This is a genomic window from Streptomyces sp. ICC4 (assembly GCF_003287915.1).
Classification (GTDB): domain Bacteria; phylum Actinomycetota; class Actinomycetes; order Streptomycetales; family Streptomycetaceae; genus Streptomyces; species Streptomyces tritrimontium.
The window spans coordinates 6620790-6641379 of sequence record NZ_CP030286.1 but is presented as its reverse complement, the minus strand read 5'-3'; the positions used below and the strand labels follow the sequence as shown (position 1 = coordinate 6641379).

Below are 20590 nucleotides of genomic sequence, written 5' to 3'. Positions count from 1 at the left end.
CCCCCCGGGTGACCGCGGGGGTCACTCGGGGGGCATGGTCCGTGCGGGTCCTGGCGGGATCAGACCGCCGGGGCCGGGTAGGTCGGGTACTCGACGCCGGAGACGTACTGGACGACCCGGACGACCTGGCAGGAGTAGCCGAACTCGTTGTCGTACCAGAGGTAGAGGATCGCGTTGTCCCCGTCGACCTTGGTCGCGCCGGCGTCGACGATGGAGGCGTGGCGCGAGCCGATGAAGTCGCTGGAGACCGCGTCGGGCGCCGTGGTGAAGTCGATCTGCCGCTTGAGCGGCGAGGTCAGCGACACGTCGCGGAGGTAGTCCAGGACTTCCTCGCGGGTGGTCTCGCGACCCAGGCGCAGGCTGAGGATCGCGATCGAGACGTCCGGCACCGGGACGCGGATGGAGCTGCCGCTGATCGGCGCCTTGAGGTCCGGCAGCGCCTTGGCGACGGCGGAGGCGGCACCGGTCTCGGTCATGACCATGTTGAGCGGCGCGGAGCGGCCGCGCCGGTCGGCGCTGTGGTAGTTGTCCAGCAGGTTCTGGTCGTTGGTGAACGAGTGGACGGTCTCCACGTGGCCGCGCAGAACGCCGTACTCGTCCGCCATCGCCTTCAGCGGCGGGACGATCGCGTTGGTGGTGCAGGACGCGCAGGACAGGATCTGCTCGTCCGGCTTGATCGTGTCGTGGTTGACACCGTGCACGATGTTCGGGACGTCACCCTTGCCGGGAGCCGTCAGGACGACCTTGTCGACACCGGGGCGCAGGTGCTTGGACAGCCCCTCGCGGTCGCGCCACTTGCCGGTGTTGTCGATCAGGATGGCGTTCTTGATGCCGTACGCCGTGTAGTCGACCTCGGACGGGTCGTTGGCGTAGATCACCTTGATCTCGTTGCCGTTGGCGATGATCGTGCTCTTCGCCTCGTCCACGGTGATCGTGCCCTGGAACTGGCCGTGGATCGAGTCGCGGCGCAGCAGCGAGGCGCGCTTGACGAGGTCGGCCTCGCCGCCCCCGCGGACGACGATGGCACGCAGGCGCAGGCCGTTGCCGGAACCGGTCTTCTCGATCAGCAGGCGGGCGACGAGCCGGCCGATGCGGCCGAAGCCGTAGAGGACGACGTCGCGGCCCTCGCCGCGCTCGATCTTGTTGGCACCGGTGGCCCCGGAGACGGCACCGGCGGTGAACTCCTCCACCGACAGGCCGCGGTCGTCGGCGGCGTACGTCGCGGCGAGCATGCCGAGGTCGATCTGCGAGGGACCGAGGTCGAGCGTGGTGAGTGCCTGCAGGAACGGCAGCGTCTCGGTGACCGAGAGCTCCTCACCGGCGATCTGGCGGGCGAAGCGGTGGGTCTTGAGAATGCTGACCACGGACTTGTTCACCAAGGAGCGGCTGTGGAGCAGGATCGTGACGTCCCGCTCCCTGTGCAGCTTCCCGATGATCGGGATCATCGACTCCGCGATCTTCTCGCGGTTCTTCCAATTGGTGAACGAGTCGTCATTGACAGTCACAGATTCGTCTTTCGAGCTAGGCGGCGCTCATATGCTAACCCGCGGTCGCACTGACCCTGCGAGCACCCCCTGAGCAGGCGTTCAGCCCTCGGCACGCTGCGTGACCGGGGCGCTGCTCTCGTCGCCGAGGAACTCGTACCAGCGCCGCTGGAGGCACAGGTAGCGGGTGTCGGCCTCGGCCAGGGCGAGGAAGGAGTCGATCGTGTCGGCCAGCCGCTCGCGCAGGCCCGCCTCGGTCAGCTCGCCGTCGGCGCCGAAGGCGGAGTGCGCCATGGCGAGGCTGAACATGTCCGGGTAGACCCGGGCCCCGAGGTGTTCCAGCGGCACGCGCAGCGCCCAGAGGCCGCGGTTCCCGCCGACCATCGACGGCGAGGCGGACACCAGCAGCGTCTGCTTGTCCTTGAAGGGCTGCGGCCGGAACCGGGAGACCCAGTCGACGGCGTTCTTCACCACGCCGGGCACCGAGGCGTTGTACTCGGGCGAGGCGATGACGAGGGCCTGGGCCGCCAGCAGCCGTTCGCGCAGGGCCGCCGCCCCGGCGGGCGGGCCCTCGGCCGCCTCCGTGTCGCCGTCGTACGTGGGCATCGTGAAGTCCCCGATCCGGGCGAGGTCCACGACGGCGCCCGAGCGCTCGACCTGCCCGGCGACGAGGGCGGCGAGCCGGGTGTTCACCGAACCCTCGCGGGAGGACCCGGAGAGGACGAGGACCCGTAGCGCGCCGGGTCCGGTGCTGATGTTCAGGTTGTCCGGGTCGGTGGGCCCGGTCGGGTTGTTCGCGTTGGTCGCATCGGTCACGTGCGGGACCGTACGGGACCCCGCCCCCGTGCCCGCGGCGCGGCGCACGGCTGTCACCCGGACGGGGTCAGTTGGCGCCCCAGCCGCCGTCCAGGGGGAGGGAGGAGCCCGTGACGTAGCCGGTGTGCGGTCCGCACAGCCAGACGGCGGCCGCGGCGACCTCCTCGGGCTCGATGAGCCGCTTGATCGGCGACCGGGTCAGCAGCACCTCGGACAGGACGTCGTCCGCGGCGATCCCGTGCGCGGCGGCCTGGTCCTGGATCTGCCCCTCGACCAGCGGGGTGCGCACGTAGCCCGGATTGATGCAGTTGCTGGTCACGCCGTACGGGGCACCCTCGATCGCCGCGACCTTGCTCAGCCCCTCCAGGCCGTGCTTGGCCGCGACGTAGGCCGATTTGTACGCACTGGCGCGCAGCCCGTGGACGCTGGAGATGTTGACCACCCGGCCCCAGCCGGCGGCGTACATGTGCGGCAGCACGCGGCGCAGCAGCAGGAAGGGCGCGGTGACCATCACCTGCTGGATCAGGGCGAAGCGCTCGGGCGGGAACCGCGTGATCGGGGCGACGTGCTGGAGTCCGGCGCTGTTGACCAGGATGTCGACGGCTTCGGGCAGCTCCCCGATGGCGGCGGGATCGGCCAGGTCGGCGACGTGCGCGTGGCCGCCGACGAGGCCGGCGACCGCCTTGGCCGCCGCCGCGTCGATGTCGACCACGTGCACGGTGGCCCCGGCCTCGGCCAGGGCCACGGAGCACGCCCGGCCGATGCCGCTGCCACCGCCCGTCACCAGGGCGACGCGCCCGCGCAGCGGCAGCGGCGGGGAAGAAGCAAGTTCGCTCGTCATGGCTGGAAGCGTAGGCAGGGCCCGGGGCGGCGCCCACGGTGTCGCGCTCCATACTCGGGACCGTGCGTATGGAGCCGGTCACCATGCCGGTCACCATGCCGTTCACCGTGCCGGTCAGGTGTCAGGTGTCAGGTGCCCGGGGGCGGGGCGGATGTGTATAAGAGCCAGCCCCGGGGGCGCCCGTACCGCCTCCACCGCCCTGGCCCGCGCCCGCGCCCGCGCCCGCCGCGTTGAGCTTGTGCTCCTTGTCGTACCCGAGCGTCCCGTCCACCTTGAGGCCGGAGCTCAGGTCGCCGCGCGTGACCGGGGCCGTGGAGTCCGGCGCGCCGTTCGCCCGCTGGTCCTTCGCGTCCTTGCCGTCCGTCCCCGCCTGCGCGGTGACCACGTACCCGCCGCCCGAGACGGCGAGTACGACGGCCAGCGAGGCCATGAGCCATGTGCCGCGCTTGCTCACTTGTCCTCGCTGCACTTGTTCAGCTGCGCCATGAACTTGTCCTTGTCGGCCCCCTCGGGGAGCGAGACCCCGGTCCGCGCGTTCCCGTTGAACTCCGGGTCCGGCATGTCGAAGCCGTTGTCGCGCATGCACTTGGCCTGGGCGAGCGCCTTGTCCTTCTCCGCCTGGGATATCTCGCCGCCGGATCCCGGGCCCTTCATCCCGCACTTCTCCATGGCCTTCTGCAGCGCCTCCTGGTCCTCACCGGCGCCCAGGGTCATGCCGCGCGGGTCCTCGCCCGGCTTGGGGTCGGGGGCGTCGATGCCGTTGTCGCGCAGGCACTTGCGCATCTTGAGGGCGTTGTCGGCGTCCGCACCGCTGCTGCTGCCGCCGTTGCCACCGTTGCCGCCGGCCGAGCCGGCGGAGTCCTTCTTCTCGTCCTTCGTGCCCTCGGAGCCGCCCAATCCGCCCGTGCAGGCGGTGACGAAGAGGGTCAGGCCGGTGAGGAGCGCGGCCGTGGTCATGGTCGTGGATCGCTTCATGGGCCCGAGCGTGCGCGAACAGCGGGTTTCGCTTCTCTAACGGCTCGTGCTTACAACGGCGAAATGCCCTTCTCGGGTAAAGAGGACGCCATGCGAGTTCTGGTGGTGGAGGACGAGGAGTTCCTCCGGGAGATGATCGCCGAGGGGCTGCGCGGCGACGCGCTCGCCGTCGACGAGGCGGGCGACGGCCTGGAGGCCCTGCGGCGCCTGCGCCTGGGCGCGTACGACGTCCTCGTCCTGGACCGCGACCTGCCCGGCCTGCACGGCGACGAGGTCTGCCGCCAAGTGGTGCGCGACCGGCTGCCGACCCGCGTCCTGATGCTGACGGCCTCGGGGACCGTACGGGAACGGGTGGAGGGCCTGGGCCTGGGCGCCGACGACTACCTCACCAAGCCCTTCGCCTACGACGAGCTCCTCGCCCGCGTCCTGGCCCTGGGCCGGCGCGTCCAGCCGGCCCTGCCGCCGGTGCTGGAGGGCGCGGGCGTCGCCGTCGACGTCGCGCGGCGCACCGCGACCCGGGAGGGGCGCAGGCTCGCGCTCTCGCGCAAGGAGTTCGCGGTGCTGGAGGCGCTGCTGCGGGCCGAGGGCGCCGTCCTCAGCAACGACGACCTGATCGAGCAGGTGTGGGAGGAGGACACGTCCTACAGCACCAACGCGGTACGGGTCACGCTGAGCAAGCTGCGCGCCAAGCTGGGGGAGCCGCCGCTGATCGAGACCGTGCCCGGGTCCGGCTACCGGATCGAGCAGAGCGACCGGACCGACCGGACCGGCCGGAGCGACCAGAGCGACCGGAGCGGTGATCCGCGATGAGAGCAGTGCTCCGATCCGAGCGCGCCCGTCTCACCGCCCTCTACGGCTCCCTGCTGCTCCTGGCCGGCGGCGGGCTGATCGCCCTGATCAACATCCTGCTCCGCAACGGCCTCTACACCCGCATCAGCGGGGCCGTCGCGACCACCAAGGTGCTCCTGCCGGACTCCCAGGCGACCGTGGTCCCGGGACATCAGCTCCCCGTCCCCGCCGAGAAGATCGGCCCCGGCGTCACCCCGACCCCCGAGCAGCTCGCCACCTGGAAGGCCACCCAGGAGCTGACCAACCGCGTGGAACAGGCCACCCTCCACGAACTGCTGATCGTCTCCCTCGTCGCCCTCGTGGTCTTCGCCATGCTCTCCATCTGGCTCGCCTGGTGGATGGCCGGCCGCGTCCTGCGCCCGGTGAGCGTCATCACCGAGACCGCCCGCCGCCTCTCCGGCGCCAACCTCCACGAGCGGATCGGCCTCAAGGCCCCGCCCGGGGAACTCAAGCGCCTCGCCGACACGTTCGACGGCATGCTCGACCGGATGGAGGACCTGGTCGGCGCGCAGCGGCGGTTCGCCGCGAACGCCGCCCACGAGCTGCGCACCCCGCTCGCCGTCCAGCGGGCGGCCGCCGAGATCGGGCTGGCCGGGGACCCGCCGCCGGAGAAGGTGGCCCGGATCCGGGCCAAGCTGATCGACGTCGCGGACTCCAGCCGGCACCTCGTGGAGTCGCTGCTCCTGCTCGCGGTCTCGGAGGAGGGGCTGGAGGTCGCGGAGCCGGTGGACCTGTCAGCGCTCGCCGCCTCGGAGCTGGCGGCCGTCGAACTCGCGGCCGCGGAGGGGACGGCCCCTCAGGACCTGGCCGTCGTACGGGACCTCGTGCCGCTGACCGTCACGGGCGACCGGACGCTCCTGGGCCACCTGGTGCGCAATCTGCTGGCCAATGCCGTACGTCACAACCGCGCGGGCGGCCGCCTGGAGGTGGAGACCTCCGCCGACGGGGTGCTGACCGTGTCCAACACCGGTCCGGTGATCGACCCCGAGGACGTTCCGCGGCTGCTGGAGCCGTTCCGGCGGCGCGCGGAGCGGCAGCACACCGCAGGTGAGGGCGCCGGGTTGGGTCTCTCGATCGTCGCGTCGATCGCCCGGGCCCACGGCGCGGAGCTGACGGCGCGGGCCAATCCGCGGCCGGGCGGCGGGCTGACGGTCCGGGTCTGGTTCCCGGAGGACGGCGCCGTGCGGGAAACGCCCGGGAGCCCGACCGGTTAACGAATCGAAGATCGGCTGTGTACGGTCGGGTCAATGAGCAAGCACGCCCGAGCCGGCTCCCGACCGTCCCGTCCGCCCCGCCCTTCGCGCGCGGGCGGTGCGCGCCGCGCCGCCCGCGACTCCCGCCCCGCGCGTCCGATCGCGGCGGCGGCCGCCCTCGGCCTGCTCGGTTTCGGCGCGGGCTGGGTGTACCTGGCCCACGATCCGCCGGCCAATGCCGCCGCGCGGGCCGTGGCCGACGCCCGCCCGCAGGCCGCCGAGCGTGCCGCGCGCGGTGTGGAGCGCGACGGCCTGCAGGGCCTGCGGGGGATCAGCGAGGAGACCCGCGCGAAGATCCCGGCGGACGCCCGCCAGCTGATCCTCGTCACGGGCAAGGCGGCGGACTCCTCGGAGTCCACGGCGGCCCTGTACACGCGTCCGGTGGCCGGGGCCGACTGGGCGAAGAGCGCGGAGTGGCCCGCGCGCAACGGGGCCAAGGGCTGGTCCGCGGAGCGGACGGTCGGGGACCTGACCTCCCCCGAGGGCGTGTTCGCGCTCACCGACGCGGGCGGGCTGCTGGCGAAGCCGGAGGGCACGAAGTTCCCGTACGACCGCAGTCGTTCCTTCGTCGCCTCGGGGCGCGGGGTGGAGGGCGAGTCCCTCGCGGGCTCCTTCGACTACGTGGTCGCGATCGACTACAACCGCAAGCCGGGCACCTCGCCGCTCGACCCGACGAAGCCGGAGGGCGAGGCCAAGGGCGGCAACATCTGGCTCCACGTGGACCACGACGGGCCCTCGCAGGGCTGCGTGGGCATCCCGAAGGACGCGATGAAGAAGATCCTGGAGACCCTCGACCCGGCGGCGAAGCCGGTCATCGTGATGGGCCCGCCGGACTTCTGAGCACGGGCTCGCCGCTGCCACCGCTGCCACCACTGTCACTGCCACCCCTGCTGCCGCCGATCCCGCTGCCGACGGCCGGCCCGCCGTCCGCGAGCCCGCCGGCCGCCGCCCCGCGGCCCGCCGGGTCCCAGGCCAGCAGGGCGACGTACGCGAGGTCGAAGACGGCGCACAGCACCCCCAGGCCGAGGATGAACGGCGCGTCCTCGAGCACCCCGAAGAGGAAGGTCGGCGCGAGCGTGCCGACCCACTTGGCCACGGCGATGACGAGCGACTGCCCGTGCCGGCCGCGCCGGCTCGCGTAGAGGGCGATGAACAGCCCGGACATCAGCAGGTTCTGCAGGAACGCCGCGTAGCGGCTCGCCCCGTGCGAGCCGAAGTGGGCGAGGAAGAGCCACTGCACGGCGAAGGCGCTCGCGAAGAGGAGCACGCTCCACACGGCGAACAGCGGCCGGGTCACGAAGCGGGGCAACTCGGCCCGCCCGTAGCGCAGATACGTGTACACGATGACGATGTCGGCCACGGCCCACACCACGTTGACGACGCCCTGGGCCGAGAGGCCGGTGCGCAGGTCGTTGACGGCGTACGTCGATTCCCAGGCGAAGTTGAGCGCGAGCGCGGCGACGGGCATCGCGTAGGTCCGCTCCCGCAACCCCACCCGGATCGATTCCACGTACACGACGGTCCACGCCACCCCGCTGACCAGGGTCAGAAATAGATCCACGCGCGGCACCCTAACGGGCGCCCCCGCAGGGTGACACCCCTGCGGGCCGCCGTCAGGGCCCCCCGCCCCGTCAGATCCTGACGACGCGGATCCGTTTTCCGCACAGAGCGGTCAGGTCGTCGGGATCCGACGTCAACAGGGTGACGGGTTCGGGCTGGTCGAGGGCGGTCGCTGCCACGATGGCGTCCAGGGCGTACTTGTGTCCGTGCAGCCCGGCGGCGGCGGCGAGCAGCTTGCTCGCGTGCCGGACGATGGCCTCGCTCGGCGGGACGATGTTCACGCGGGAGACCGCATAGTCGAAGCGGGCCTGGTGCACCCGGGGGTCACGAGCCTCGACGAGGGTGACTGCGCTGATGACCACCCGGATGTCCTCCGCTTCTGCGGCCGTGAGCCAGTCCAGCAAGCCGGGGTCTTGGCGGACGAGCCGGGAGAGGCCTTCGCAGTCCAGGACCAGGGTCCCGGTCACGCGGCATCCGACGAGGCCGCTGCCCCGCCGCGCAAGATCGCTCGCTTCTCGTCGACCGCCGCTTGGTCGGCCGGCCCGTTCACGGCCTCGGAGTCCTCGATGAGTTCTCGGAGCCTGTCACGCTCCAGCTGTCGCTGAACGAGCGCCTCGATGTACGCGGACATGCCGCGCTTGCCGGTGCGGGCCTTGAGCGCGGCGATCGTCCCCTCGTGAAGCGAGACGGACACGGGCCGGGTCGGGCCCTCGCCGGGTGTGGGCTGGTCAGTCATGAGGCCATCATAACAAAACTCATGTTATTCGGCACGGGGGGCCGCGTCCGGGTCGGGGTGCTGCTTCCCGGGCCCGTCAACCCCTTGCCTGACGGACCGTCAGCTACGACGATGGCCCCCGACGTCGGTATGACGAATCGGCAGACGAGGACGAGGCGGGTACGGCCCATGGCGCGCGTGTTTCCGGAAGGTCGGCTGGTCTACGGGATGCAGCTCCCGATCCAGTCGCAGAGCACCATCTACGCCGAGCCCTGGGAGGCGACCGCCGGTGCGGCCGATCTCGCCGCGGTCGCGCGGGCGGCCGACCGGGCCGGGTTCGGCTACGTCGCCACCTGCGACCACGTCGCGATCCCGCGCCGCATGGCCGGCCCCATGAGCACCATCTGGTACGACCCGGTGGCCACGCTCTCCTTCCTGGCCGGGATCACCGAGAACGTGCGGCTGCTGAGCCACGTCGCGATCCTCGGCCTGCGCCACCCGCTGCTCAGCGCCAAGCAGTACGCCACCGTCGACCACCTCTCCGGCGGCCGGCTGATCCTCGGCGTCGGGGCCGGGCACGTGCAGGAGGAGTTCGAGGCCCTCGGCGTGGACTTCGCGCGCCGCGGGGCCGTCCTCGACGAGACCCTCGACGCGCTGCGGGCGGCCCTCGGGCCGGAGGAGTACCCGGAGTTCGAGGGCGAGCTGTTCTCCTTCAAGGACCTCGGGCAGCTGCCCCGGCCCGCCCAGGCGCGGATCCCCGTCTGGGTCGGCGGCTCCTCGCCCGCCGCGGTCCGGCGCGCCGCGGTGCGCGGCGACGGCTGGCTCCCGCAGGGCGACCCCCGCGACAAGCTCCCGGCGCAGATCGCCCGCATCAAGGAGCTCCGCGCCGAGGCCGGGGTCACCGGCCCCGTCGAGTTCGGCGCGATCACCGAGGCGCTCTACGTCGGCGAGCCCGGCTGGGACACCGGCCGGCGCACCCTCACCGGCAAGGCGGAGGCGCTCGCCGAGTCGCTGCGTGAGTACAAGGCGCTGGGCATCGACCAGATCCAGGTCCGCTTCCGCAACCGCGACCGCGCCGAACTCCTCGACCAGATCACGGCTTTCGGGTCCGAAGTGGGCCCTCTCCTCAACGACTAGCGACGAGATGCTTAGGGGCGAACACATGGGCAGGTCAGGCAGGCTGGACGGGCGCGTCGTCATCATCACCGGTGCGGCGCGCGGCCAAGGCGAGCAGGAAGCCCGCCTCTTCGCCTCCGAGGGCGCCAAGGTGCTCCTCGGGGACGTGCTGGACGAGCAGGGTGCGGCGGTGGCGAAGGACATCGGCGAGGACCGGGCCCGGTACGTGCGGATGGACGTGAGCCGGGAGGAGGACTGGGCGGCCGCCGTCGAGGCGGCGAAGGAGGCCTTCGGCCCGATCGACGGCCTGGTCAACAACGCGGGCATCCTGCGCTTCAACGAGCTGACCGCGACCCCGCTGGAGGAGTTCCAGCAGGTGGTCCAGGTCAACCAGGTCGGCGCGTTCCTCGGCATCAAGACCGTGGCTCCCGAGATCGAGGCGGCCGGCGGCGGCACGATCGTCAACACCTCCTCGTACACGGGCCTGACGGGCATGGCGTACGTCGGCACGTACGCGGCGACCAAGGCGGCGATCCTCGGCCTGACCCGGGTGGCCGCGTTGGAGCTGGCGGCGAAGAACATCCGGGTCAACGCGATGTGCCCGGGCGCGGTGGACACCCCGATGGCCACCCCCGGGCACGTGAATCCGGCGGACCTGCCCGAGGAGGCGCGCGAGGCCATGGCGGAGCTCTACAAGCGCGTGGTGCCGATGGGCCGGGTGGGGCAGCCGGAGGAGGTGGCGAAGCTGGCACTGTTCCTGACCAGCGAGGACTCCTCGTACATCACCGGTCAGCCGTTCGTGATCGACGGCGGCTGGATGGCGGGCGTGAGCATCCTGTGAGCCGCTCCCGACCGCCAAGGCGGCACGCCCTCCAGGTTATCTGATGGAGCGTCAGGTATTGACGCTCGCGCCCCACCGGTGGAACAGTCGTGGCATCGAATCTGACGCAACGTCAGAAACAAAAGGACGGTGAATCCCCTTGGAATTCGGGCTCTTTGTGCAGGGATACGTGCCTGAGGCGCGGTCCAAGGTCGACCCCGAGGCAGAGCACAAGGCGCTGATCGAGGAGACCGAGTACGTCATCCAGGCGGACAAGTCAGGCTTCAAGTACGCCTGGGCCTCCGAGCACCACTTCCTGGAGGAGTACTCGCACCTTTCGGCGAACGAGGTCTTCCTCGGGTACCTCGCCCACGCCACCGAGCGCATCCACCTCGGCTCCGGCATCTTCAACCCGCTCGCCCCGGTCAACCACCCGGTCAAGGTGGCCGAGAAGGTCGCCATGCTCGACCACCTCTCCAAGGGGCGCTTCGAGTTCGGCACCGGCCGCGGCGCCGGCAGCCACGAGATCCTCGGCTTCCTTCCCGGCATCGAGGACATGAACGGCACCAAGGAGATCTGGGAAGAGACCATCGCCGAGTTCCCCAAGATGTTCCTCCAGGAGGAGTACGAGGGGTTCCAGGGCAAGCACTGGTCGCTCCCGCCGCGCAAGATCTTCCCCAAGCCGTACGGCAAGGCCCACCCGGCCATGTGGTACGCCGCCGGCTCCCCCGCCTCGTACGCCATGGCCGCCAAGAAGGGCCTCGGAGTCCTCGGCTTCAGCGTCCAGAAGGTCTCCGACATGGCCTGGGTCCTGGACCAGTACAAGACCGCGATCCAGGAGGCGAAGGCGATCGGCGCCTTCGTCAACGACAACGTCATGGTCACCTCGACCGCGATCTGCGCCGAGACCCACGACAAGGCCGTCGAGATCGCCGTCAACGCCAACATGAACCGTTTCCAGTCGCTGGTCTTCCGCTACCACGACACCTTCCCGCGGCCCGAGGCCATCCCGCAGTGGCCCGAGACGCTCCCCGAGTACAACGCGGAGATCATCGAGCTCCTGATCGCCGAGGAGCTGCTGATCTGCGGCGACCCGTCCGAGGTCCGCGCGCAGTGCAAGCGCTGGGAGGAGGCCGGCGCCGACCAGCTCTCCTTCGGCCTGCCGACCGGCGTCTCGCCCGAGGACACGATGACCTCCATCAAGCTCATCGGCGAGCACGTCATCCCGCACATCGACACCGACCCGGTGCACCGCACCACGCGCTTCCGCGAAGGCGCCTAGCCCGCGGGGGAACGGGGGCGGCGTCTTCCCGGACCGCCGCCCCGCAACCGGCCCCGGCCGGAGTCACGCCGTGGCTGCGGCCGGCCCGGCGGACTCCGACCGGGGTCCCGGGCTGCGGCCCCGCAGGTGCGGCGCCGCTGCCGGGGGCCGGCCCCCGGACCCCCGCTCCTCAAACGCCGGAGGGGCTGGATGTGGCCTCCGGCGGCCCGCACGTGCGCGCAGCGCACCGCGTGGCCGGGCCGCCGGCCGGTGATTCCAGCCCCTCCGGCGTTTGAGGAGCGGGGTCCGGGGCGGAGCCCCAGGAGACGGCGCGCAACGCGAACACCGGCAGAGAGGACGTCATGCTCGACCACCTGATCAAGGGCGCCACCGTCGTGGACGGCACCGGCGCACCCGCCCGCGTGGCGGACGTCGGGATACGCGACGGCAGGATCGCCGTCATAGCCCCGCCGGGAACCGTCACCGAACCCGCCGCCACCAGCGAGGACGCCACCGGCCTCGTCCTGACCCCCGGGTTCATCGACCCCCACACCCACTACGACGCCCAGCTGTTCTGGGACCCGTACGCGACCCCCTCCATGAACCACGGAGTGACCACCGTCGCGGGCGGCAACTGCGGATTCACCCTGGCCCCCCTCAACCCCGCCCGCCCCGAGGACGCCGACTACACCCGCCGCATGATGAGCAAGGTCGAGGGCATGGCCCTGGCCGCCCTCGAAGAGGGCGTCGACTGGACCTGGTCCACCTTCGGCGAGTACCTCGACGCGCTCGACGGCCGCATCGCCGTCAACGCCGGCTTCATGGTCGGCCACTGCGCGCTGCGCCGGCACGTGATGGGCGAGGACGCCGTCGGCGGCCAGCCGACCGAAGAGCAGATGCAGGCGATGCTCGACCTGTTCCACGACGCCATGAACGCCGGCGCCTGGGGCCTGTCGACCACCCAGTCCTCCACCCACTCCGACGGATCCGGCGCTCCCGTCGCCTCCCGGCACGCCGCGCCCGCCGAGCTGATCGCCCTCTCCCAAGCGGTCTCCGAACACGAAGGCACCCAGCTCGAAGCCATCGTCGCGGGCTGCCTCGACCAGTTCGCCGACGAGGAGATCGACCTCTTCGTCGAGATGAGCGCGGCCGCCGGCCGGCCCCTGAACTGGAACGTCCTGACCATCGACGCCTCGGTCCCCGAGCGCGTGCCGCGCCAGCTGATCCCCAGCGAACGCGCCCGCAAGGCCGGCGGCCGCATCGTCGCCCTGACCATGCCGATCCTGACCCCCATGAACATGTCGCTCGGCACGTTCTGCGCCCTCAACCTCATCCCCGGCTGGGGCGAGATCCTCGCCCTGCCCGTCCCGGAGCGCATCGCCACGCTGCGCGACGCCGACGTACGGGCCGAGATGCTGCGCCGCGCGGCCAGCAAGGAGGCCGGGGTCTTCCGGCGCCTGGCCAACTTCGGGCGCTACGTCATCGGCGACACCTACAGCGAGGCGAACGCGGGCCTGTCCGGCCGCGTCGTCAACGACATCGCGGCCGAACGCGGGCAGGACGCCTTCCACTGCCTCGTGGAGATCTGCGCCAACGACGACCTGCGCACGGTGCTGTGGCCCATGCCCACCGACAACGACCCGGCGAGCTGGGCGCTGCGCGCCGAGACCTGGCAGCACGAGGACGTCATGCTCGGCGGCTCCGACGCCGGCGCGCACCTGGACCGCATGTGCGGGGCCCCGTACACGACCCGGTTCCTCGGCGACTGCCTGCGCGGCCGCAGGCTGGTGCCGCTGGAGCAGGCGGTACGGATGCTCACCGACGACCCGGCCCAGCTGTTCGGGCTGCGCGAGCGCGGCCGGATCACCGAGGGCTTCCACGCGGACCTGGTGCTCTTCGACCCGGAGCGGATCGAGGCCGGCCCGGCCACGCTCGTGCACGACCTGCCCGGGGACAGCCCGCGGCTGGACGCGCGGGCCATCGGCATGGTGTCGGTGCGCGTCAACGGAGTGGAGACCATCCGCGACGACGAGGTCACGGGGGCGATCCCCGGGATCGTGCTCCGATCGGGCCGGGACACGAGGACGGTGAGCACCCGATGAGCGCGACGCAGCCCCAGCGGCTCTACATCGGCGGCGAGTGGGTCGAGCCGGCCGGCGGCCACTACGAGGTGGTCAACCCGGCCGACGAGTCCGTCGTCGGCCTGGCACCCGAGGCCTCGCGCGCCCAGGTCGAGGACGCGGCGCGCGCCGCGGCCGAGGCCTTCGGCAGCTGGTCGCGGACGAGGCCGGAGGAGCGGGCCGCGATCCTGGACCGGGCCGCCGACATCATCCAGCGGGAGTACGAGCCCTGGTCGGCGCTCGCCCAGGCCGAGACGGGCGCCCCGACCGGGATCGCGCGCGGCATGCAGGTCGGCGTCGGGGTGGCGCGCTTCCGGCGGTACGCGAAGGGCGCGCTGGAGGCCGTCGAGCGCGGGCTGCCGCCGCAGGTCACCGACGCGGGCCCGATGGGCGCGGCGAGCATCCTCGGCGCGCTGGAGGTCCGCCAGCCGGTCGGGGTCGTCACCTGCATCACCTCGTACAACAACCCGTGGGCCAACCCGGCGGGCAAGGTGGCACCGGCGCTGGCCATGGGCAACACGGTGGTGGTCAAGCCGGCCCCGCAGGACCCGCTGTCGGTGTTCCGGATGGCGGACGCGCTGCACGAGGCCGGGGTCCCGGCGGGCGTGGTGAACGTGGTCTCGGGCACCTCGGTGGAGGTCGGCGAGGCGGCCGTGGACTCCCCGCACGTGGACATGGTGTCCTTCACCGGTTCCACGGGCGTCGGGCAGTCCATCGCCGAGGTCTGCGGCCGGACGATGAAGCGGCAGCTGATGGAGCTGGGCGGCAAGGGCGCGGCGATCGTCCTCGCGGACGCGGACCTGGACGCGGCCGTGATGGGGATCGGCACCACCTTCTCCTTCTACTCCGGGCAGATCTGCACGGCCCCGACCCGGGTGATCGTGCACCGGTCGGTGTACGAGCAGCTGGTCGAGAAGCTGACGGGCTACCTGGCCTTCATGAAGGTCGGGGATCCGGGGGTGCGCGGCACGGTGGTGGGCCCCGTCATCTCGGCGGCGCACCGCGACCGCGTGGAGTCGTACATCGAGCTGGGGAAGAAGGAGGGCGCGCGGATCGCCTTCGGCGGCGAGCGCCCGGTGGTCGGTACGGAAGGGAAGGGCTTCTACGTGGCCCCCACCCTCCTCGTCGACTGCACGAACGACATGCGGGTGGTGCGCGAGGAGATCTTCGGCCCGGTCGTCGTGGTCGTCCCGTTCGACGGAGCCGCCGGAGACGACGAAGAGGCGGTGGCGCTGGCCAACGACAGCGACTTCGGCCTGATCAGCTACGTGTGGTCCGGGGACTCGGCGCGCGCCTTCCGGGTGGCGCGCCGGCTGCGGGCGGGCGGGGTCGGTGTGAACACCATCGGGCGGAACATGGAGGCGCCGTTCGGCGGCTTCAAGCGCTCGGGGGTGGGCCGGGACGTGGGCTCGTACGCGCTGCACGCCTACAGCGAGATCCAGTCGATCGGTACGAGCACGAAGGGCGCCTTCGTGCTCGTACTGGCCACGGTGCTGGTGCTGGCCGCGAAGCGGATCCTGGGGCGGCGCCCGGCCCGCCGCCCCTGACCCCGGCCGGGTGGGCGTTCGGGCCCTTCGGGGCTGTCCCCTGCCCGCCCTTCCACCGTTCCCTGGGGCTCCGCCCCGGACCCCGCGCCTCACACTCCCCCGGCTACCGCTGGGAGGTGCCCCCTGGCGGGGCTGGATCTGCCGACCGGCGGCCGGATCCAGCCCCGGGGGCCTCCTGGCTACGCGCCCTGGATCGGGATCTGGTGGGACGCCGTCGGGGACGAGCCGTTCACCGGGGTGCCCTCGGCCGCCGGCGCCGTCGCCGTCGGGGGCTGGGACATCGTCGACAGGAGCTGGCGGGCCAGGCCCAGGCCCGTGCCGCCCATCGTCAGGGCCTTCGCGAACATCTCCGACATGCCCTCCGCCCCGTTCAGCAGGATCATGTGCTCGACGTTGCCGAAGGCACCCGCACCCGCCTCCACGATCGCCGGCCAGTTCTCGGCCAGCTGCTGCGCGATCACCGCCTCCTGGTTCTGCGCCAGCGCGGCGGCCCGCGCCTTGATCGCCTCCGCCTCCGCCAAGCCCTGCGCCTTCGCCGACTCCGCCTGCGCCAGGCCGTTCGCCTTCGCCGACGCCGCCTCCGCGAGGCCCTTGGCCTGCGTCGCCGCCGCCTCCGCCTCACCGCTCGCGCGCGTCGCCGTCGCCGCCGCCAGGCCCCGCGCCTCCGTGGCCTGCGCGTCGGCCGCCGCGGCCGTCGTCACCCGGGTCGCCTCGGCCGCGGCCGCCAGCTCCGTCTCCTTCGCCTTGGCCTGCGCCGCCGAGATCCGCGCGTCGCGGTCCGCTTCGGCGCGGGTGCGGGTCTCGTACGCCGCCGCGTCCGCCGGCTTGCGCACGTCCACCTGAAGCTGCTGCTCGCGCCGCTGCGCCTCCAGCTCCGCGACCCGCGTCTCCTGGACCACGACCTCCTGGCGCGCCGCCGCCTCCGAGAGCGGGCCCGCCTGCCGGGCGGTGGCGGCCGCCTTGTCCCGCTCCGCCTGGTAGCCCGCCTGGAGGATCTCGCTGTCCCGCGTCGCCTCCGACATCCGCGCGAAGGCGGCCTGTTCGGCCTCCGTCGCCCGCAGGTTGGCGTCCGCCTGCGCGATCCGCGCGTCCCGCTGGACCGCGGCCGCGTGCGGCATCGCCAGGTTCTTGATGTAGCCCGTCGGGTCCTCGATCTCGTGGATCTGGAGGGAGTCCACGATCAGGCCGAGCTTCTCCATCTCCGTACCGCACGCCGCCCGGGTCTGGCCGGTCAGCTTCTCGCGGTCGCGGATCATGTCCTCGACCGTCAGCCCGCCCACGATGGAGCGCAGATGGCCGGCGAAGACGATGTGGACCCGCTCGGGCATCATCTTCTGCTGGTCCAGGAAGCGGCGGGCCGCGTTGGCGATGGACACGAAGTCGTCGCCGATCTTGAAGATGACCACGCCCTTGACCCGCAGCGGGATGCCTTGGTGGGTCACGCAGTCCACGTTCAGCTGGGTCTCGTTGAGGTCCAGCGACAGCTTCCGCACCGCCTGCACGCCGGGCAGCACGAGCGTTCCGCGCCCGGTGACGATCCGGAAGCCCATGCCCTCCGCGATGCCCTCGGTCTTGTGCGCGGAGCCGGAGATGACCAGCGCCTCATTGGGCTCGGCCACCCTCCACATGAGCTTGAACAGGCCGATCACGGCCACGATGGTGCCCACGACCATGCCTGCCAATACGCCGATAGGCATCGGCAACTCCCCCTGTTCCACGGCGGCGTCCGCCACCGAGAAGGCGAGTCTGCGCCCGTGTCAAGGCGGCGTGAAGACGGCGGAGGAGTCTTGTCGCCATCTTGGTACGCGGGGCTCCGACGCCCCCGACGCCCCCGACGGCCGGTCAGTCGCCGTACGCGGCCATCACGTACACCGTGCGCGGCGGAAGGTGTTCGACCACCGTCACCACCGTCCCGACGGCGAGGCGCCCGGTCCCCGGGGCCGGGTGCGCCAGGAAGTGCTCCGCACCGCCCCGGATCCGCACGATGACCTCGCCGACCAGCCCCGGCCCGACCGTTCCCGTGACCCGGCCGTCCAGTCCCACCATGTCCGATTCCCCCATGTCCCTGAGCGTACGCGGCTATCCGCGCCCCGGGTCCTCGTCGAGCCGGTATTCCTCGGCGTCCGCGTGGTAGCCGTACAGCTCCCCGTAGCGCCCCCAGTCCGTCGCCGTCTCCAGCTGCCGTTCCAGCTGCTCGCTCGTGTAGTGGTGCGAGAGCAGGTCGCGGAAGAACCCGGCCCGCTGGGTGCCGCCGCGCGAGCGCTGCAGCGTGGTGTGGATCAGATGGACCAGCGGGACCTCCATCGCACCCTGAGCGAACAGCTCCTTCGACTCCTGTACGTCGGCCCCCGCGAAGGCGCTGCCGCGCGCGGTCAGCACCAGGTGCAGGTCCCGCACCTCGGCCAGGCCGAGCAGTTCCAGGCCGTCCACCAGGGGCAGTACGTCGTCCACCTCCAGGCCGAGCTCGTCGGCGAGGTCGGCGAGATCCTCGCTGTCCTCGCCGCCGGCCCCGGCGGCCCGCTGGAGCACGATCTCGGCGAGGCCCGCCATGCCGTCGACGCTGGCCTCCGGGAGCGGGGTGTTGGCCGGGGTCCGCTTCGCGGGCGGGGTGGCGGCCGGGGTCTTGGCGGTGCGCCCGGTCATCACCGCGTACACGGCGTCGACGATCCGCTCGAACTCGGCGGAGCTCCGGTCCCGGGGGCGGGCCAGGTCCACCGGGAAGGTCTCCTTGATGGTGCCGTAGGGGCGGGAGCCCAGGACCACCACCCGGTCGGCCATCAGCACGGCCTCCTCGATGTTGTGCGTGACCAGTACGACCGCCTTGGCGGGGAAGCGGTCCGAGGCCCACAGCTCCATCAGCTCGCCGCGCAGGTTCTCGGCGGTGAGCACGTCCAGCGCGGAGAACGGCTCGTCCATCATCAGCACCTCCGGCTCCACGACGAGCGCCCGGGCGAAGCCGACGCGCTGGCGCATCCCGCCGCTGAGCTCCTTGGGGTAGGCCGACTCGAAGCCGTCGAGGCCGATCAGGTCGATCGCCTCCACCGCCTGGCGGGACCGTGCCTCGCGGTCCACGCCCTTGGCCTCCAGACCCAGTTCGACGTTCTGCTGGACCGTCAGCCAGGGCAGCAGCGCGAAGGTCTGGAACACCATCGCCGTGCCCGGGTTGGCGCCGCGCAGCTCCTCGCCGCGGTAGGTGACGGAGCCGGAGCTCGCGGGGATCAGGCCGGCGAGGCAGCGCAGCAGGGTGGACTTGCCGCTGCCGGACTTGCCGAGGAGGGCGACGATCTCGCCCTCGCGGATCTCGAGGTCGATGCCGCCGAGGACGGGCAGTTCGCCGTCGGCGCCGGCGTAGGCCTTGGTGAGGGCCTCGGTCTTGAGGATGGTGGCGGCCGCGGGGCTGGTGGTCATGGGCGCGCTCCTCAGATGGAGTACCGGCGCTCGGCCAGCCGGTACAGGGGCCGCCAGAACAGCCGGTTGAGCCCGACGACGTACAGGCTCATGACGGCGATGCCGGCGATCAGCTCGGGGTAGTCGCCGGCCTCGGTGGCGTGGAAGATGTACGCGCCGAGGCCGGTCGCGGAGAGGGTGGTGCCGGCGAAGGTGACGACCTCGCCGACGATCGAGGCGTTCCAGGCGCCGCCCGAGGCGGTGATGCCGCCGGTGACGTACGAGGGGAACACGGCCGGGATGATCAGGCGCTTCCAGCGCTGGAGCCCGCGGACGCCGAGGTCGTCCATGGCCTCCTTGAGGTCGGAGGGGATGGACATGGCGCCGGCGATGGCGTTGAAGAGGATGTACCACTGCGCGCCGAGGGCCATCAGCAGGACGCAGCCGATGTTGATGTTCAGGCCGGTCCTGAGGAAGAACCACACCGCGACGGGGAAGAGCAGGTTCGCGGGGAAGCTCGCCAGCACCTGTACGACCGGCTGGGCGATCTTCGTGAGCTTGGGCGAGGAGCCGATCCAGACGCCCACGGGCACCCAGACGACGGTGGCGGCGGCGACCAGCACGATCACCCGGACGAAGGTGATCAGCCCGAGCAGCAGCGGTTCGCCGAAGACCCCGAGGCCGGTCTCGCGCCGCAGGTAGCCGACCAGGTCGTACAGGCCCCACAGGATGACGGCTCCGGCGACGACCGCGAAGACGATGTCGCCGGTGCGCCGACGGGCCGGGTCCACGGACAGCGCCATGTCGTCCCGGCCCAGTACGCGGGCGGCCCGGCCGGTGGCCTCGCGGGCGGGGGCGGTGGCGCGGCCGAGGAGGGCGGGCCAGTGGGAGCGGCGCAGGAAGTCCAGGACGTAGCTGCGCTGCACCTCGGTGGACTCGGACTGCTCGTTCTTGAACTTCTCGGCCCAGGCGGTGAGGGGCCGCCAGAAGACGAAGTTGACGGTGACGATGGTGACGGTCATGGCGACGATGACCCAGGCGACCTTGCCGAGGTCGCCCTCCCCGATCGCCGTGCCGGCGTAGGAGCCGAGGCCGGGGACGGCGTAGTCGTGTCCGGAGACGGAGACGGCCTCGGAGGCGACGAGCATGAACCAGCCGCCGGCGAAGCTCATCATGCCGTTCCAGACGAGGTCGATGGCCCCGGCGGGGACCTCCACGCGCCAGAAGCGCATCCAGCGGGTGAAGCCGAACGAGCGGGAGACCTCGTCGAGTTCGCGCGGCAGGGAGGTCAGCGTGGCGTAGAACCCGAAGGTCATGTTCCAGGCCTGGGAGGTGAAGATGGCGAAGATGACCGCGCACTCCAGGCCGAGCAGGGACCCGGGGAACAGGGCGACGAAGAACGTGACGAGGACGGACAGGAACCCGAGGACGGGTACGGACTGCAGGATGTCGAGGAGCGGGATCAGCACCCGTTCGAGCCGCCGGCTGCGGGCGGCGGCGTAGGCGTACCCGAAGGTGAACACCACCGACGCGATCAGCGCGATGAACATGCGCAGGACGCTGCGGGCCGCGTAGTACGGGAGCTTCGCGGGGTCCGTGTCCACGTCGGGGACGTCGGCGGGGTCGAAGTTGACGGTGGTGCCCTTGCCGACCTGGAGGATCAGGTACCCGAGCACGAGGACGGCGGCGGCCACCGCGAAGTCCACCCACGACAGGCGGGTGCGCGCGGGGGCCGCCTGACCGGTGTGGACGGCGGCGCCCGTCTCGGGGCGGGCGGAGGTCTTCATCCCGCCCAGCGGATCACGCCGTGCGGGCGCCCACACCCCGGGTCACCCAACCGGGCGAG

20 protein-coding genes are annotated in these 20590 nt (G+C 71.9%); 8 read left to right on the top strand and 12 right to left on the bottom strand.

The window, feature by feature from the left end; genetic code table 11:
* Positions 1–59: 59 nt before the first annotated feature.
* From DRB89_RS31040 to DRB89_RS31020, 5 genes are all read right to left on the bottom strand, one after another.
* Entirely contained in the window at positions 60–1505 is a 1446-nt protein-coding gene (locus DRB89_RS31040; RefSeq protein WP_112451560.1) for a glyceraldehyde-3-phosphate dehydrogenase, read from the bottom strand.
* An 81-nt stretch (positions 1506–1586) separates the two neighbouring features.
* Positions 1587–2246 (bottom strand): NAD(P)H-dependent oxidoreductase, encoded by a 660-nt coding sequence (locus DRB89_RS31035; protein ID WP_112453932.1) that lies wholly within the window; start codon positions 2244–2246, stop codon positions 1587–1589.
* A gap of 121 nt (positions 2247–2367) precedes the next feature.
* Positions 2368–3141, bottom strand: a complete 774-nt coding sequence (locus tag DRB89_RS31030; RefSeq protein WP_112451561.1) for a 3-hydroxybutyrate dehydrogenase — start codon at positions 3139–3141, stop codon at positions 2368–2370.
* Positions 3142–3262: 121 nt separating this feature from the next.
* Positions 3263–3595 carry a hypothetical protein gene (locus DRB89_RS43865; protein WP_204358162.1) on the bottom strand — a complete coding sequence of 111 codons (333 nt, stop codon included), beginning with the start codon at positions 3593–3595 and terminating at the stop codon, positions 3263–3265.
* A complete protein-coding gene (locus DRB89_RS31020; RefSeq protein WP_162688799.1) occupies positions 3592–4116 on the bottom strand; it encodes a hypothetical protein in 525 nt (174 codons plus the stop codon). Before DRB89_RS31020 ends, DRB89_RS43865 begins: the two co-directional genes overlap by 4 nt.
* Before the next feature lie 90 nt (positions 4117–4206).
* Here DRB89_RS31020 and DRB89_RS31015 point away from each other — a divergent pair, with 90 nt between their 5' ends.
* The 3 genes from DRB89_RS31015 to DRB89_RS31005 are packed head-to-tail and all read left to right on the top strand — an operon-like array spanning position 4207 to position 7058.
* The gene (locus tag DRB89_RS31015) at positions 4207–4926 is read left to right on the top strand and encodes a response regulator transcription factor (RefSeq protein ID WP_204357861.1); all 720 of its coding nucleotides are present in this window, start codon (positions 4207–4209) and stop codon (positions 4924–4926) included.
* Complete coding sequence (locus tag DRB89_RS31010) at positions 4923–6179, top strand: ATP-binding protein (RefSeq protein WP_112451605.1); 1257 nt, start codon at positions 4923–4925, stop codon at positions 6177–6179. The genes DRB89_RS31015 and DRB89_RS31010 overlap by 4 nt, the downstream gene beginning before the upstream one ends.
* A gap of 33 nt (positions 6180–6212) precedes the next feature.
* Positions 6213–7058, top strand: a complete 846-nt coding sequence (locus DRB89_RS31005) for a hypothetical protein (protein ID WP_239516411.1) — start codon at positions 6213–6215, stop codon at positions 7056–7058.
* Here the strand turns inward: DRB89_RS31005 and DRB89_RS31000 are convergent.
* The 3 genes from DRB89_RS31000 to DRB89_RS30990 form a co-directional block, all read right to left on the bottom strand.
* Positions 7030–7779 carry a hypothetical protein gene (locus tag DRB89_RS31000; RefSeq protein WP_204357862.1) on the bottom strand — a complete coding sequence of 250 codons (750 nt, stop codon included), beginning with the start codon at positions 7777–7779 and terminating at the stop codon, positions 7030–7032. The two genes, DRB89_RS31005 and DRB89_RS31000, sit on opposite strands and share 29 nt — an antisense overlap.
* Before the next feature lie 70 nt (positions 7780–7849).
* The gene (locus tag DRB89_RS30995; RefSeq protein WP_112451606.1) at positions 7850–8245 is read right to left on the bottom strand and encodes a PIN domain-containing protein; all 396 of its coding nucleotides are present in this window, start codon (positions 8243–8245) and stop codon (positions 7850–7852) included.
* Positions 8242–8514, bottom strand: coding sequence for a hypothetical protein (locus tag DRB89_RS30990; RefSeq protein ID WP_112451607.1), 273 nt, complete (start codon positions 8512–8514; stop codon positions 8242–8244). Before DRB89_RS30990 ends, DRB89_RS30995 begins: the two co-directional genes overlap by 4 nt.
* A gap of 168 nt (positions 8515–8682) precedes the next feature.
* Between DRB89_RS30990 and DRB89_RS30985 the strand changes: the two genes are divergently transcribed.
* The 5 genes from DRB89_RS30985 (at position 8683) to DRB89_RS30965 (ending at position 15357) form a co-directional block, all read left to right on the top strand.
* Complete coding sequence (locus DRB89_RS30985) at positions 8683–9630, top strand: LLM class F420-dependent oxidoreductase (RefSeq protein ID WP_204357863.1); 948 nt, start codon at positions 8683–8685, stop codon at positions 9628–9630.
* A 25-nt stretch (positions 9631–9655) separates the two neighbouring features.
* Positions 9656–10450, top strand: a complete 795-nt coding sequence (locus DRB89_RS30980; protein ID WP_112451608.1) for a glucose 1-dehydrogenase — start codon at positions 9656–9658, stop codon at positions 10448–10450.
* A gap of 139 nt (positions 10451–10589) precedes the next feature.
* The gene (locus tag DRB89_RS30975; RefSeq protein WP_112451609.1) at positions 10590–11711 is read left to right on the top strand and encodes an LLM class flavin-dependent oxidoreductase; all 1122 of its coding nucleotides are present in this window, start codon (positions 10590–10592) and stop codon (positions 11709–11711) included.
* A 341-nt stretch (positions 11712–12052) separates the two neighbouring features.
* Positions 12053–13792, top strand: a complete 1740-nt coding sequence (locus DRB89_RS30970; protein ID WP_112463501.1) for a D-aminoacylase — start codon at positions 12053–12055, stop codon at positions 13790–13792.
* A complete protein-coding gene (locus tag DRB89_RS30965) occupies positions 13789–15357 on the top strand; it encodes an aldehyde dehydrogenase family protein (protein WP_239516410.1) in 1569 nt (522 codons plus the stop codon). Before DRB89_RS30970 ends, DRB89_RS30965 begins: the two co-directional genes overlap by 4 nt.
* A gap of 179 nt (positions 15358–15536) precedes the next feature.
* On the opposite strand, the gene DRB89_RS30960 is transcribed toward DRB89_RS30965, so the two are convergent.
* The 4 genes from DRB89_RS30960 to DRB89_RS30945 all read right to left on the bottom strand — a co-directional run bounded on the left by DRB89_RS30960 (position 15537) and on the right by DRB89_RS30945 (position 20531).
* Positions 15537–17054 (bottom strand): flotillin family protein, encoded by a 1518-nt coding sequence (locus tag DRB89_RS30960; protein WP_239516409.1) that lies wholly within the window; start codon positions 17052–17054, stop codon positions 15537–15539.
* Between the two features lie 145 nt (positions 17055–17199).
* Complete coding sequence (locus DRB89_RS30955) at positions 17200–17418, bottom strand: hypothetical protein (RefSeq protein ID WP_112451582.1); 219 nt, start codon at positions 17416–17418, stop codon at positions 17200–17202.
* An 18-nt stretch (positions 17419–17436) separates the two neighbouring features.
* Positions 17437–18765: a nitrate/sulfonate/bicarbonate ABC transporter ATP-binding protein gene (locus DRB89_RS30950; RefSeq protein ID WP_112451581.1), complete on the bottom strand. Its 1329-nt coding sequence runs from the start codon at positions 18763–18765 to the stop codon at positions 17437–17439.
* An 11-nt stretch (positions 18766–18776) separates the two neighbouring features.
* Positions 18777–20531: an ABC transporter permease subunit gene (locus tag DRB89_RS30945; RefSeq protein WP_112451580.1), complete on the bottom strand. Its 1755-nt coding sequence runs from the start codon at positions 20529–20531 to the stop codon at positions 18777–18779.
* Positions 20532–20590 lie beyond the last annotated feature (59 nt).